At 74.3% G+C, this 14,515-nt stretch carries 10 protein-coding genes and 1 pseudogene; all 11 read right to left on the minus strand.

All coding sequences use genetic code 11. The features are described from left to right. Positions 1 to 41: 41 nt before the first annotated feature. Complete coding sequence (locus ACIP60_RS16545) at positions 42 to 2,405, minus strand: arylsulfatase (RefSeq protein ID WP_400684565.1); 2,364 nt, start codon at positions 2,403 to 2,405, stop codon at positions 42 to 44. After that, a complete protein-coding gene (locus ACIP60_RS16550) occupies positions 2,402 to 4,039 on the minus strand; it encodes an ABC transporter ATP-binding protein (protein ID WP_400684568.1) in 1,638 nt (545 codons plus the stop codon). Before ACIP60_RS16550 ends, ACIP60_RS16545 begins: the two co-directional genes overlap by 4 nt. 35 nt (positions 4,040 to 4,074) lie before the next feature. Further along, positions 4,075 to 4,920 (minus strand): ABC transporter permease, encoded by an 846-nt coding sequence (locus tag ACIP60_RS16555; RefSeq protein ID WP_400684571.1) that lies wholly within the window; start codon positions 4,918 to 4,920, stop codon positions 4,075 to 4,077. A gap of 7 nt (positions 4,921 to 4,927) precedes the next feature. Continuing rightward, positions 4,928 to 5,872, minus strand: coding sequence for an ABC transporter permease (locus ACIP60_RS16560; RefSeq protein ID WP_400684573.1), 945 nt, complete (start codon positions 5,870 to 5,872; stop codon positions 4,928 to 4,930). Positions 5,873 to 5,875: 3 nt separating this feature from the next. Continuing rightward, positions 5,876 to 7,489 (minus strand): ABC transporter substrate-binding protein, encoded by a 1,614-nt coding sequence (locus ACIP60_RS16565; RefSeq protein ID WP_400684575.1) that lies wholly within the window; start codon positions 7,487 to 7,489, stop codon positions 5,876 to 5,878. A gap of 154 nt (positions 7,490 to 7,643) precedes the next feature. Next, the gene (locus ACIP60_RS16570; protein WP_100838996.1) at positions 7,644 to 8,864 is read right to left on the minus strand and encodes an ROK family protein; all 1,221 of its coding nucleotides are present in this window, start codon (positions 8,862 to 8,864) and stop codon (positions 7,644 to 7,646) included. 109 nt (positions 8,865 to 8,973) lie between these two features. Next, positions 8,974 to 9,975 (minus strand): TauD/TfdA dioxygenase family protein, encoded by a 1,002-nt coding sequence (locus tag ACIP60_RS16575; RefSeq protein ID WP_400684578.1) that lies wholly within the window; start codon positions 9,973 to 9,975, stop codon positions 8,974 to 8,976. Between the two features lie 595 nt (positions 9,976 to 10,570). Then, positions 10,571 to 11,515 (minus strand): aminoglycoside phosphotransferase family protein, encoded by a 945-nt coding sequence (locus ACIP60_RS16580; protein WP_400684581.1) that lies wholly within the window; start codon positions 11,513 to 11,515, stop codon positions 10,571 to 10,573. Positions 11,516 to 12,118: 603 nt separating this feature from the next. Next, entirely contained in the window at positions 12,119 to 12,319 is a 201-nt protein-coding gene (locus ACIP60_RS16585; protein ID WP_400684583.1) for a hypothetical protein, read from the minus strand. Between the two features lie 158 nt (positions 12,320 to 12,477). Next, complete coding sequence (locus ACIP60_RS16590; RefSeq protein WP_400684586.1) at positions 12,478 to 13,185, minus strand: dienelactone hydrolase family protein; 708 nt, start codon at positions 13,183 to 13,185, stop codon at positions 12,478 to 12,480. Between the two features lie 211 nt (positions 13,186 to 13,396). Next, positions 13,397 to 14,428: pseudogene (locus ACIP60_RS16595) on the minus strand (helix-hairpin-helix domain-containing protein); the annotation flags it as partial. Positions 14,429 to 14,515: the final 87 nt, after the last annotated feature.

The raw sequence follows: 14,515 nt of genomic DNA on the forward strand, positions 1-14,515 counted from the left end.
GCGCACGTCCTTCGGCCGGGTGCGGCCCGGCCGCCGCTCCGTCACTCGAAGGCCGCCGCCGCCTCCCGCAGGGCCCGGGCCACCGTCTCCGGGTCGTACGGCGCGGCCGGGCCCGGCAGGTAGGTCACCGAGCGCAGCTCGCCGGTGTAGCGGAAGGAGCGGTGGCGCTCCCACAGCGGCCAGGACACCGGGGACTTGCGGTCGACGCCGACGCTGATGCCCTGGAACGGGGCCATCCCGATCAGCTGGTGCACCGGGCCGAGCGTGCCCGTCACCGCGCCGTCCACCCGCACCTCGAAGCGCCACTTCAGCTCGGCCACCGCCGTCGCCTCCAGCGCCACCAGGTGCGCCCCGGGCGGGAGTTCGCCCGCGTCGGCCTCGAACAGCTCGCCGTACTGGTTGTACGCCAGGCGCAGCCGCCCGTCCTCCACGTACAGGCTGTAGCCGCCGCCCTGGTCGCCGTGCGAGACCAGCACGCCCCGGTCGTCCGCGCCGTGCCGGTCGAGGGCCACCTCGGCGGTGAAGGAGCGGAACGCCACCAGCCGGGAGGAGCGGTAGCGCTCCAGCTCCGGGGTACCGGCCAGCAGCGTCACCGGCCGGCGCAGCGCCTCGTCCTCCGGGTTGCGCAGGGCGAACGCGCCGGAGGCGTCGGCCAGCGGGAAGACCCCGTTGCGCCAGGCCGCGTCCTCCCACGCCTGCGCCAACTCCTTGACCAGCTCGGGTCGTTCGGCCGACAGGTCGTGGATCTCGGTCGGGTCGGTGCGCAGGTCGTACAGCGCCCACTCGCCGTCGTCGTAGGGCGCGCCCGGCCGGTGCAGGGTCACCAGCTTCCAGCCGTCGCGGTAGTACGAGCGGTTGCCGGTCATCTCGCAGTACTGCTCGTGGTGGGTGGACGGCGCGTCGGCGGCCCGCAGCACGGACGCGAACGACACCCCGTCCAGCTCCTGCACCGGCACCCCGCCGCGCTCCGCCGGCCGCTCCACGCCCGCGAGTTCGAGCAGCGTGGGCAGCAGGTCGGTGACGTACTGGTACTGGCCGCGCACCCCGTCGTCGCCCGCCGCGCGCGGCAGCCCGGCCGGCCAGGACAGCACGAACGGGACGCGCACGCCGCCCGCGTGGGTCTGGCCCTTGTACAGCCGGAACGGCGTGTTGGAGGCCATGCCCCAGCCGCGCGGGTAGTGCACCAGCGACCGCGGGCCGCCGATCAGGTCGATCTCCCGCTGCACGTCCGGGTTCCAGTCGGCGGGCAGGTTCGGGTGGTGGACGAAGCGGCTGAAGTAGCTGCGGGTGCCCTCCGCGCCGCCCTCTCCGGTGCCGCCGTTGTCGGAGGTGAACACCACGATGGTGTTGTCGAGTTCGCCGAGCTGCGCCAGCACGTCGGTGAGCCGGCCCAGGTTCTGGTCGACGTTGTCGACCATGGCGGCGTAGACCTCCATGTAGCGGGCGTACAACTTCCGCTGCACCGCGTCGAGTTCGTCCCAGGCCCCGACCTCGTACCCGGCCTCGCCGTTGCGCTCCGGCAGCTCGGTGCCGGGCGGGAAGTGCCCGGCCGCCAGCTGCCGGGCGAAGCGCCGCTCCCGCAGCTCGTCCCAGCCGCCGTCGTAGCGGCCCCGGTGCCGGGCCAGGTCCTCCGGCTTGGCCTGGAGCGGGCCGTGCACCGCGTTGTGCGCCAGGTAGAGGAAGAACGGCTTGTCCGGGTCGTGCGCGCGCAGCGACTTGACCATGCCGATCGCCCGGTCGGTGATGTCGTCGGTGTAGTAGTAGCCGTCCGGGAACTCGTCGATGTCCAGCGGCGAGTTGTCGCGCACCAGCTGGTGCGGGTGGAACAGGCTGGTCAGGCCCTCCAGCACCCCGTAGTACTGGTCGAAGCCCTTCTGGAGCGGCCAGTTGGCGCGGTCGTCGGCCGCCGAGGAGGCGGAGTCCCGGGTCAGGTGCCACTTGCCGACCGCGTACGTCGCGTACCCGGCGTCGTGCAGGGTCTGCGCCAGGGTCGGGACGTCGCCCGCGATCTCCATCCCGTACCCGGGGAAGCCCGGGTCGGCGTTGGCCACGAACGAGTACCCCACCCGGTGCGGGTTCAGGCCGGTCAGCAGCGCCGCCCGGGCGGGCGAGCACAGCGGCATGGTGTGGTAGTTGGCGAGCTTGACGCCGCGCGCGGCCAGGCCGTCCAGGGTCGGCGTCGGCACCTCCGAGCCGAACGGCCCGACGTCGCTGTAGCCCAGGTCGTCGACCAGCACCACCACCACGTTCGGCGCGCCCTCGCGCGGGCGCACCCGGCGCCGCCAGGACGGCACCGACTCGCCGAACGTCCGCCCGACCCGGCCGGGGAAGCCCGCGTAGGGGTCGCGGCGGTGGCCGGTGCCGGGGCTCGCGCCCTCGGTCGCGTTCCGGTTGGTGTCGCTCACAGCAGGCTCCCGGAGGTAGGGGCGGGCAGGGCCGGGACGGCCGCCAGCAGTTCGGCCGTGTAGGGGTGTTCGGGCGCGGTGACGACCCGGTCGGCCGGGCCGCTCTCCACGATCCGGCCGCGGTGCAGCACCGCGATCCGGTGGCTGACCTGCCGCACCACCGCCAGGTCGTGCGCGATGAACAGCACCGCCAGCCCCAACTCCCTTTGCAGGCGGGCCAGCAGCTCAATCACCTGGGCCTGGATCGACACGTCCAGCGCGGAGACCGGCTCGTCGCACACCAGGACGCTCGGCTCCGGGGCCAGCGCCCGCGCGATGCCGATCCGCTGCCGCTGCCCGCCGGAGAACTCGCGCGGCGAACGGGCCGCCGCCGACGCCTCCAGGCCCACCTGCTCCAGCAGTTCGGCCACCCGGGCCTGCCGCTGCGCCCGGTCGCCGATCCGGTGCGCGATCAGCGGCTCGGCGATGATCCGGCCCACCGTCAGCCGCGGGTTCAGCGAGGCGTACGGGTCCTGGAAGACCATCTGGATCTCCCGCCGGGCCCGCCGGCCGTCCAGCGGCTGCCCGGCGAAGCTGATGCCGCCCGCGTCGGGCGCGTGCGCGCCCACCAGGGCCCGGGCCAGCGTGGACTTCCCCGACCCGGACTCGCCGACCAGGCCCAGCGTCTCGCCCGGGTGCAGCTCCAGGTCGACGGACTCCAGCGCCGCCGTCCGCCGCCGCCGCGGACCGTACCCCTTCGCCAACCCGCGCACCACCAGCAGCGGTTCGGCGCCGGGCGTGCTGTTCGCGGCGGCCCGGGACGGCGCGTCCAGCCGTGGCACCGCCGCCAACAGGGTCTTGGTGTAAGGATGTCGAGGTGACGTCAGGAGCCTTTCGACAGGGCCCTGCTCGACCACCTCGCCGTCGCGCATCACCAGCAGCCGGGAGCAGGTCTCGGCGATCACGCCCAGGTCGTGGCTGATCACCACCAGGGCGGTGCCGCGCTCCCGGTTGATCCGGGCCAGCAGGCGCAGGATCTGCCGCTGCACGGTCGGGTCCAGCGCGGTGGTCGGCTCGTCCGCGACCAGCACCTGGGCGTCGTGCGCCAGGGCCAGGGCGATCATGATGCGCTGGCGCTGGCCGCCGGAGAACTGGTGCGGGAAGTCGCCCAGCCGGGACACCGCCTTCGGCACCCCCACCAGCTCCAGCAACTCCACCGCCCGCGCGGCCCGTTCGGCCTTCGACCGGCGCCCGCCGTGCGCCCGCAGCGCCTCGTCCAGCTGGCGGCCCACCGAGAGCACCGGGTTCAGCGAGGACATCGGGTCCTGGAAGATCATCGCGATCCGCCTGCCGCGCACCGCCCGCAGCGCCTCCTCCGGCAGCCCGGCCAGGTCCTGCCCGTCCAGCTCCACCGCCCCGCCGGTGATCAGGCCCCCGGCGGGCAGCATCCGCAGCAGTGCCAGCGCGGTCGTCGACTTGCCCGACCCGGACTCGCCGACGATCCCCAGGCTCTCCCCGGCTCCCAGGGCGAAGTCCACCCCGCGCACCGCCGGCCGCCCCCCGAACGCCACGTGCAGCCCGCGCACCCGCAGCAACGCGCCGGTGGGGGAAGGAGGTTGGTCCGCCGACGGCGGGCGGTCGATCAATTCGGTCATCGTACGGCCCTCCGGGTCGGGTCGGCTTCCCGTGCTCATGTGCGCGCCCCACGGTTCAGGGCCTCGGCCAGCAGGGTGAAGCCGAGGACGAGGGCGGTGGTGACGGCCAGCGGGGCGGCGGCCAGCAGCGGGTGGGTGTCCAGGTAGGCGACCGAGCCGCTGATCAGGCTGCCCAGGGTGGGCTCCGGCGGGCGGACGCCCAGGCCGAGGAAGCTGAGCGCGCCCTCGATGAAGACGCCCACCGACAGGGCGACCGCGCCCTGCACGATCAGCGGGTCGACCGCGTTCGGCAGCACGTGCCGCAGCAGCACCCTGGCCCGGCCCGCGCCGCCGACCCGGGCGGCCAGCGCGTACTCGCGCTCCCGCTGCACCAGCACGCCCGCCCGCAACTGCCGTCCGAAGTACGGCACCTCGGCCAGCGCGATGATGATCACCACCGGCCAGCGGCCCGGCCCGAGGATCGCCGTCACCGCCAGGCCGAGGATCAGCCCGGGGAAGGACAGCACCAGGTCGAACAGCCGCTGCACCACCAGGTCGGCGGTCCGCGAGGTGGCCGCCAGCAGGGCCAGCCCCGCACCGGCCAGCGCGCCCGCCGGAACGGCCGTCAGGATGATCGACAGGTCGGTGAGGATGCCGTGCAGGAGCCGGCTGAGCAGGTCCCGCCCGATGTCGTCGGTGCCCAGCGGGTGCGCCCCGCTCGGGCCGGCCAGCGCCTGCGGGCCCTGCGCGTCCGGGTCGGCGCCGGACAGCAGCGGCGCCAGCAGCCCGGCCAGCGCCACCGTCCCGACCAGCACCAGCCCGCTGACGCCCCGCCAGGTCAGCAGCCCGGCGACGTAGCGGTTGCGCGAACGGGCAACCAGGGGAAAGGGGATCGTGGTCATCGTGTCGTCACTCCCACCGCACGCGCGGGTCGAGCCAGGAGTACAGCAGGTCGGTGAGCAGTTGCACGGCCACGTACCCGGCGACCACCAGCAGCAGCAGGTCCTGCACCACCGGGTAGTCGCGGCGCTGGACGCCCTGCTCGATCAGCTGGCCGAGGCCCGGCCAGGCGAAGATCCGCTCCACCACCACCGCGCCCGCGACCAGCTGGCCGATCTGCAGGCCCAGCACGGTGACCGCGGCGGGCAGCGCGTTCGGCAGCGCGTGCCGCCACAGGATGCGGCGGCGCGGCACCCCCAGCGCCGTTGCGGTGCGCACGTAGTCCTCGCCGAGCGCCCGCTCCAGCCCGTCCTGCAGGTACCGGGCCAGGATCGCCGCGCTCGGCAGCGCCAGGCACAGCGCCGGCAGCGCCAGGTACTGCACCGCCAGGTCCGGCGCGTCGAACAGCGAGGCGTACCCGCCGGCCGGCAGCAGGCCCAGGCCCACCGCGAACACCAGCACCAGTACCACGCCGGTGACGAACGGCGGCACCGCCAGCGCCCCCGTGGTCAGCGCCCGCAGCGCCCCCGCCAGCGCCCGCCGCCGCGCCGACACCGCGTACAGCGCCGTCGGCACGGCCAGCACCACCACCAGCAGCAGCGCCACCAGGGTGAGCTGGACGGTCGAGGCCAGGCCGTCCCCGATCAGCTCGGAGACCTGCCCGCCGATCGCGTAGCTCGGCCCCAGGTCGCCCGTCAGCACCTGCCCCAGCCAGTGCAGGTACTGCGAGAGCAGCGGCGCGTCCAGCCCCAGCCGCTCCCGGATCGCCGCGATCACGGCCGGCGAGGCGTCCGGCCCCGCCAGCGTGGTCGCCGGGTCGCCCGGGATCAGCCGCAGCATCAGGAAGACCGTGAACGAGGCGGCCACCAGCACCGCCACCCCGCTCGGCAGCCGTTTGAACAGGAAGGTCCGCACCGCTCAGCCCGCCAGGTACGCGTCGTCGAGGTTCAGGTACGAGTACTTGTTCAGCGTCACCCCGCGCACCTGCGCGCCCGCGACCTCCACCAGCCCTGCGATCGCCAGGTCGATGATGAACTGCTCCTCCAGCAGGATGTCCGTCACCTGCTGGTAGAGCGCCTTCGCCTCCGGGCTGTCCGCGTCCGAGCGGTTCCACGCCTTCTGCACGGCCTCGGTGTACGCCGGGGAGGAGAACTTCGAGGTGTTCTTCGCCTCGTTGAACGGGTACGCGCTGACCGCCAGCGTCGCCGGGTGCGCCTGCGAGAAGCTGTGGCTGAGCGTCCACAGCGCCGGCATGGACTGCGAGATCAGCTGCTTCTGCATGGTCGGCGAGTCCACCGGCTGCAACTGCACGTCGATGCCGACCTGCTTGAGGTCGTACTGCAGGATCTGCGCCACCGCCGTCGACCCGGCGTCCGACTGGTGCGCCAGCGGCAGCGACAGCGAGGTCACCCCGGCCTCCGCCAGCAGCGCCTTCGCCTTCTCCGGGTCGTGGTGGTACCGGTTCGCGTCCTGCTCCCGGTAGGCCGGCGAGGACTTCGGCCACGGCACCGAGGAGACCGTCGCGTACCCGCCCAGCGCCTGCTGCACCAGCCGGTCCCGGTCGATCGCCCAGGCGATGGCCTGCCGCACCCGCCTGTCCTGCACCTCCGGGAAGGACAGGTTCGCGCCGATGTAGAACGCGCCCGCCCCGGTGTCGTACTGGGTGATCCGGAACCGCTTGTCGTCCTTCAGCGTCGCCACGTCCTTGCCGCGGACCGCGTACGACAGGTGGGTCTGGCCGGTCTTCACCGAGGACAGCAGCGTCTCCGCCTGCGGGATCACCTTGATCTCCACCCCGTCCAGGTACGGCCGGCCCGGGTTCCAGTACTTCTCGTTGCGGGCGAAGCTCAGCGAGGACCCCGGCTTGCGGTCGGTGAAGGTGAACGGGCCGGTGCCGATCAGCCTGGTGCCCGCGACGGCGTCCTCGACGGACTCCGAATCCGGGATGATCATGAACTCGAAGAGGTCGAACAGGTTGGACACCTGGTGCGCCAGCACCAGCGTCAGCTCGAAGTCCCCGTTCTTCCGGAAGTCCGCCACGGTCAGCGCCGTCGAACGCAACTGCGCCGAACGCACCGGGTTCTGCAGGTTCTTGATCGCGAACACCACGTCGTCCGCGGTGAACCGGCGCCCGCTGTGGAACGCCACGTCCTCGCGCAGCTTCAGCGTCACGCTCAGGCCGTCCGCCGCCACCTCCCAGCTCTTCGCCAACTCCGGCTGCGGGCGCAGCTGTTCGTCGTAACGGGTGAGCGTGTTGAACACCAGCCGCTGCAACAGCGAGTTGGCGCTCTGCGCGAACAGCAGCGCCGGCGTGAAGTCGACCCCGACACCCACCGTCAGCACCCCGCCCCGGCGCGGCGAGGCCGCGTCCGACGCCGCCGCCGCGTCCGTCCCGGACGAGGCGTCCGCCGCCGAGCGGCACGCCGACAGCGCCAGCAGACCGGTACCCGCCAGGGCGCCGCGCAGCAGCGCCCGGCGCGAGATCGCGGAGAGGGGGAGCGGGCCACCGGAGCCGGCGGAGAACACGGTCATGGTCAACAGTCCTTCGGGAGAAGCGGGTTCGGGATGGGACGGGGTGGAGCAGGGAGCGGGGAGCGGGGAGCGGGGAGCGGGGAGCGGGGAGCGGGGAGCGGGGAGCGGGGAGTGCGGGTGGAAAAGGGGGTGTCGGGCGGGCGGGTCCGGCGGCTCAGAGGCCCGGCAGCGGACGGGCGTACAGCTCGCCCAGCACCGGCGCGCAGGCCGCCACCGCCAGCGCGTCCGCGCCGAAGCGCTGCGCCACCAGGAGGTCGGCGTCCCGGTGCAGGTGCGAGCGGAGCGCGAACTCCGCGCGCACCTCGTCCAGGTAGACCGGGTCGGCCAGCGCGAAGGTCTCGGTCAGCACCAGCAGGTCCGGGTTGACCACGTCGGCCAGCAGGGCCAGCGCCCCGCCCACCACCCTGGCCCGCTCCCGCACCAGCGCGTCGGCCCGCCCGTCACCGGCCCGGACCGCCGCCAGCAGCAGCCCCCGGTCCGGCCGGGCGATCACGCCCTGCGCGACCGCCGCCTCGAACAGCGTGTCGTCCGAGGCGGCCACCGACAGGCAGCCGCGGCGACCGCAGTGACATCGCGCCGTGCTGCCCGGCACCGGCAGGTGCCCGCCGTCACCGGTCACCGACGGCGGACCCTGGTGCACCGTCCCGGCCACCGAGATGGACGCGTCCACCACGTGGCCCACGAACAGCTGCACCATCGAGCGCCGGGCCGCCGGATCGCCGAACAGCACCTCCGCCGCCGCCAGCGCCCGGGCGTGGTTGTCCACCCGCACCGGCAGCCCGGTAGCCCGCTCCAGCAGCGCCCGCAACGGCACGTCCCGCCAGCCCAGGGGCTCGTGCCGGACCGTCACCCCGCGTTCGCTGTCCACCGCCCCGCCGGTCACCGCGCCCAGCCCCAGCACCCGGCGGCCGGACTCCACCGGCGCGGCCGCCGCCAGCAGCCGCGGCAGCCGGGCCAGCAGCGCCTTCAGCACCGCCGGCCCGCGCCGCCCGCCGTTCGGCAGCTCCTGCCGGAACAGCACCCGGCCGCGCAGGTCCAGCAGCGCGAACGTGCTGTACGGCAGGCCGATGTGCAGCCCGGCCACCGCCAGCCGCTCCGCGTCCACCTCCAGCGGCAGCTGCGGACGACCCCGCGAACCCGGCGCCGTGACCGCCAACTCCGGTCGCTCCGCCAGCAGTTCCAGCCGCAGCAGATCCACCACCTGGCGTGACACCGCCGCCGGGCTCAGTCCCGTCAACCGGGCCACCCCGCTGCGCGCCACCGGCCCGTGGTCCAGCACCGCCCGCAGCACGGTGGCGGCGTTCGCCTCCCGCCGGTCGTCCCCGGGCCGGAAGGCCGGACGCTCCCCGGCGGTACTGCGGACGGTGCCGTTCACGCGGCGGACTCCTCTGCAACTGCTCTGCTGGAATGGGTCGTTGATCGGGAAACGGTGGGCCTGACCGGCCTGACCGGCCTGACCGGCCTGACCGGCCTGGTCGGCCCGGTCAGGAGACCGGGCCGGCCAGCGCCTCCGCCTCCAGCTCGACCGCCGGGACCAGGCCCGCCACCCGCGGCGGGTCGGCCGGCTCCAGCAGGCGGCTCGGCCGACCGTCCACGCCCACCGGCAGGTCGCCGTCCAGGGTGATCCGGCGCACCAGGCGCGGCTCGTCGCCGTAGTCGTTCACCGCGTAGTGCTGAGTGGCCCGGTTGTCCCAGATCGCCACGTCGCCGACCTGCCAGTCCCAGCGCACGCTGTTCTCCAGCCGCTCCACGTACCGCTGGAACAGCTCGATCAGCGCCCGGCTGTCCTTGCCCGACACCCCGACGATCTTCTGCGCGAACGACCCCAGCAGCAGGTGCTTCTCACCCGTCACCGGGTGCACCCGCACCAGCGGGTGCTCGGTCTTGAACGCGGTGGACACGAACACCTGCCGGAACCGCTTCGCCACCTCGGCGTTGTCCGCCAACTCCGGTGCCAGCGCCAGGTTCGCGGCGTAGTCGTAGTCGTTGGTGTGCACCGCCCGCAGGCTCTCCGCGAGCGCCTTGAGCGGCGCCGGCAGGTCCTGGTACGCGGCCGCGGTGTTCGCCCACACCGTGCTGCCGCCCGCCGGCGGCAGCTCCAGCGCCCGCAGGATCGACGCCTTCGGGTACGAGGGCACGAAGGTCACGTCGGTGTGCCAGTTGTTCGCCCGCACGCCCTTGGTGGCGTCCAGCTCGAAGATGTACCGGCCGTCCGCGCTGGGCACCGTCGGGTGGAACACCGGCTGCCCCAACAGCCGTGCGAACGCCTCGTGTTCGGCATCGTCCAGGTGCTGCTGCCCACGGAAGAACAGCACCTTGTGCTCGTACAGCGCGGCCTCCAGCGCCGCCACCGTCGCGGCCGGCAGGTCGGCGCCCAGCTTGACGTCGTGGACCACCGCGCCGATCCGCCCCGCGGCCGGGGTCAGCCGCAGCTCGGTGGACGCGGGCGTGGACGTGGGAGCGGGGGCGGACGTGGAAACGGACATGGCGGAACTCCTTCGGTGGGACGGAGAGACGGAGAGACGGCGACGGTGACACGGCGACAGTGGCGGCGGCAGCGGATACGGCTGCCCGACGCATCAGCCGAACGCGGATGCGGACACGGCACGGCATCCGGGCAGCCCGAGGGCGCGCCGCCGTACCGGAGAGAAGGGGAGAACGGTGAGAGGGGCGTCGTGACTACGCGCGGCAGCGCGGACAACAGCCACCGCGGCACACGGACACCGGGACCGGGCACGACGCACGACAGACGACAACGGCGGTACGCATCGGCCCTCCTTCCGGCTCGCTGCGAGTGGGCTCGGCGCTCATCGTGCTGGGCCGCGACGCCCGCTGTCAATCGCCATCCGCCCAGTTGGGGGCGGGTGTTGCGGAGTATTTCGACATGTTGCGGCGTGGTGACGGCCCCGCGACGAACCCCCGTCCGCCCTTGTCGCCGCGCCCTCGCCCGAGCAAAACTTCCCGAGCGGAAACAACCCGGGGCCGCGCCCCGAACCCGCTCCTCAGGGCCACGACTCATCGGCCGACCCATGACGACGCACCACGAACAGACCGACGACCACACCACTGTGCGGACGAGTCCTAGGCGCGTCGGTGGTCGGCCATCACCTCGGCGAGGACCCGCAGACTCGTCTCCGCCCGGGCGGAGACGGCCGCCGTCGGACGGCCCGCCTTCCTGGCGCTCTCGACGCTTTCGGCGAGGACGAGCAGTGCCTTCCAGGTCAGCCAGCCGCGGGCCCGCGCCCAGGTGCCCTCGTCCTGCCCCACGGCGTGCCGGAACGCGGTCCGGCTCGGGCCGGTGAACAGCCCCCAGGCCATCACGAGGTCGCAGGCCGGGTCGCCGACGCCGCAGGTGCCGAAGTCGATGACGGCGCTCAACTCGCCGCCGGAGACCAGCAGGTTGCCCTCGGCGAGGTCGCCGTGGAACCACACCGGCGGGCCCGTCCACTCCGCTGCCAGGGCCTCGTCCCAGATCGCGGTGGCGTGCGCGGTGTCCACGTACCCGCCGAGCGCGGCGAGACAGCGCCGGGTCTCCTCGTCGTAGTGGGCCGGCGAGGCCCCCCGGTGGAAGCTGTGCGCACCCGCGAGCGGTCCGCCCGTGGTGTCGCACCGGTGCAGGGCGAGGATGAACTCGGCCACGGACTCGGCGAACCGGGGCAGGTCGGCGATGTGTCCCGCCGCCGCGGTCTCCCCGTCGATCCAGCCGCGCACCGACCAAGGATGCGGGTACCCCTCACCCGGCCCGCCCCTGCCCAGCACCTGCGGAACGGGCAGCGGCAGGGACGGCGCCAGGCGCGGCAGCCAGGTGTTCTCCTTCTCCACCGCCGGGACGTAGGCGGCGTGCGTGGGCAGACGCACCGTCATCCGATCGCCGAGCCGGTAGGTGCGGTTGTCCCACCCGTCCACCGCCACCGGCACGACCGGCAGTTCCGCCCACTGCGGGAACTGGGTGCGCAGGAGACGACGCACCAGCCCGGCGTCGATCCCGGCCCGGCCGTCCGGCGGAGGGTTCCTCGTCTCGCTCATCACCGAGGATCCTCCGCCGCGGCCGGGACGGCCGCAAGACGATTTCCCGGCGCGGATCCGCCCGGCCCGTCGGCGGCGGAACCCGGGAACCGGACCGCTCGGCGCCCGAGTCGTTCCCGTGGGCACGCGACGGGGCGGTCGAGCCACTGCGGCACCCGTCGCGAAGCTCGCGAGGCGGTTCCCGCTCGGAGCCGCGCACACCACTGTCCGGCGCCCGCCACCGAGCGGGAGGGAACGACGGGTCATCCGGCACGTGCTGCACCCCGGCTTCCGCGCAGCGCCTTTCGGGTCGGCCTCGACCGCCCGGACCACCCTGCCGGACAACCCGTGATCGACCACCGGGGAGGTGCCGACGGGTTCGGCGGCCGCGCTGGATCGGACCCCAGCCGCAGGCCCGCCGGGTGCGGACGTGGCCGTGTCGACTCCGGCCGCAGGGCCCGGGCGACAGCGGACATCCCGAGGCGGGCACGGCCCGGACGGTCGATTCCGAGGCCGGTGCCCGTACACGGAGAGTGGTCGCGGGGGCGGTCGGCCGCCCCCGCGCCGTCTGCGCGGCCGCTCCCGGGCCGGGAGCCGGTCCCCGTCATCCAGTGGCGGTCGCTCCTACTGGCCGAGCAGGTGGGCGAAGTCGTTGCCCAGGTTGCCCAGCATCGGCAGGGCGCCCAGGTCGGTGATCGCGCCGACCGGGATGCTGTAGCCCTGGTTCGGGACCGGCCCGGCGGCCTCCTCGGCGGCTGCGCCGGCGGGGGCGGCGGCCGAGAGGAGCGCGGCGGCGAGGGCGAGGGCGGGGAGTGCGGTGCGCATGCGGCGTTCCTCGGGCGTGCGGTGACGGGGCAAGGGCTGACGGCCCTTCAACGCGCGACCGGCCGGGACGGTGACGCGGAGCCGCCCGTTCGGAGCAGGGGGCGGAGCCGTGACGGGGGCGGTGCGCCGTCCCGCCCCCTCCTCCTCCCGTCCCGCCGTCAGGGGCGCCGGACCGCCAGGTCCGCGAGCGCCGAGAGAATCCGGGCGAAGGCGTCCTCGCTCTCCGTGGGCCGGAACGTCGCGGGGCGGTGGTCGCACAGGAAGCCGTGCGGGACGCCGGGGTAGCAGACCAGGTCGGTGCGGACGCCCGCGGCGGTCAGGCGGGCGGAGATCCGGGCCCACTGCTCGGGCGGGACGACGTGGTCCTCCGCGCCGACCAGGCCGAGTACCGCGGTGCCGTGGGCGGCGAGCGCGGCGGCGCCCTGCTCGGTGAGCGGGGGGTGGTCGTCGGCGAGCGGGGTGGGGCCCTCCAGGGTCCAGCCGGGGTAGCAGGCGGCGACCAGGTCCAGCGGCAGACGCGTCCCGGCCAGCAGGCCCAGGTGGCCGCCGACCGAGAAGCCGACGAACGCCCGCCCCGGGCCCCCGCCGAGGGACGCGCCGACGGCCAGCGCCGCCGCCGTGTCGGCGGTCACCTGCTCGGCCGTCAGCGTGCCCAGCAACTCGAAGCCGGTGACCCGCCCGGTGTCGTCGTACGGCAGCTCGGCCCGCTCCGCCGCCCGCCCGTAGAAGTCCGGCGCGACGGCGGCGTACCCGGCGGCGGCCAGCCGCCCGCACACCTCGCGCACCCACGCCGTGACCCCGAACAGCTCCTGCCCGACCACCACGGTGGCCACCGGCGGCACCCCCTCGGGCGCGGCCAGGAACACCTCCGGCCCACCCCGTCCGGCCGCACCCAACGCCCCGTCACATCTCCCGCGTCCATCCCGCGCCGCTCCCCGCCGCCCTCCGCTGACCCGACCGGGCCCCGCGGGCCCCACGCTACCCGCCACCGCCCGGCCGGAGACCACCCGTCCCGGCCCGCCGCGTCAACTCCCGGACCGAGTAGAGCGGCTGACGTTCCACCGGAAGGAACAGGGCTCAGGCCGCGACGGCCGCGACGGCCGTGACGGCCGTGACGGGCGCGGTGGGCAGGTGTTCGGCGAGCAGGGCGGCGAACTGTTCGGGGTCGAGGATGCGGATGCCGAGTCCTTCGGTCTTGGCGCGCTTGGAACCGGCCTTCTCGCCCGCGACCAGGAGGGTGGTGCGCTTGGAGACGGAGGAGGACGCCTTGCCGCCGGCGCGTTCGATCAGTTCGTTCATCTCGTTGCGGGAGAGCGCCGCCAGGGGGCCGGTCATGCTGCCCGTCACCACCACGGCCTCGCCGGTCAGTGGGCCGGTGGCCGGGGCAGCGGCGGTTTCGGCGGGGACGGGGGCGGCGGGCGCGGTCGGGGTGGTGACCTGGGTGCCCACGCCGAGGTCGGCCAGGCGGTCCAACAGGGCGGACAGTTCGGCGAATTCGGAGACCACCAGGCGGGCCTTCTCCGGGCCGATGCCGTCCACGGCGGCCAGGGCCTCGGCGTCCGCCGACCGGATGGCCGCCATCGAGCCGAAGTGCGCGGCGATCCGCCGCGACATGCTGCGCCCGGTGCCGCGCACGCCCAGCGCGCACAGGACGCGGTTCAGCGGGCGGGTGCGGGCGGTGGCGATCGCGGCGAGCAGGTTGTCGGTGCTCGTGGTGCCCATCCGCTCCAGGGAGAGGAGTTGCTCGCGGGTCAGGGTGAACAGGTCGGCGAGGTCGGTGACCAGCCCGGCCGCCACCAGCTGCACCGCCCGGGTCGAGCCCAGGCCCTCGATGTCCAGCTGGTCGCGGCCCGCCGCGTAGATGATCGACACCACCGCCTGGCAGTCGCGGCCCCGCACGCAGCGCCAGCGCTGCTCGCCGGTGTCGATCCCCTCCCCGCAGCGCGGGCAGGTGGCGGGGAAGACGATCGGCCGCTCCGTGCCGGTGCGCTCCTCCACCAGCGGGGCCTCCACCCGCGGGATCACGTCCCCCGCGCGGTAGACGAAGACCCGGTCGCCCAGCATCAGCCCGCGGCGGGTGATGTCGGCGGGGTTGTGGAGGGTTTTGTAGGGGCCACTGTTCTGTGGTGTGACGTGGCATGGGAGTCTCTACAGGGTTTGTATGCAACACCTTTGTGTAGGTGTGGCTCACGTTGC

The organism is Kitasatospora sp. NPDC088783 (genome assembly GCF_044750705.1).
In the GTDB taxonomy this organism is placed as follows: Bacteria; Actinomycetota; Actinomycetes; order Streptomycetales; family Streptomycetaceae; genus Kitasatospora; species Kitasatospora fiedleri.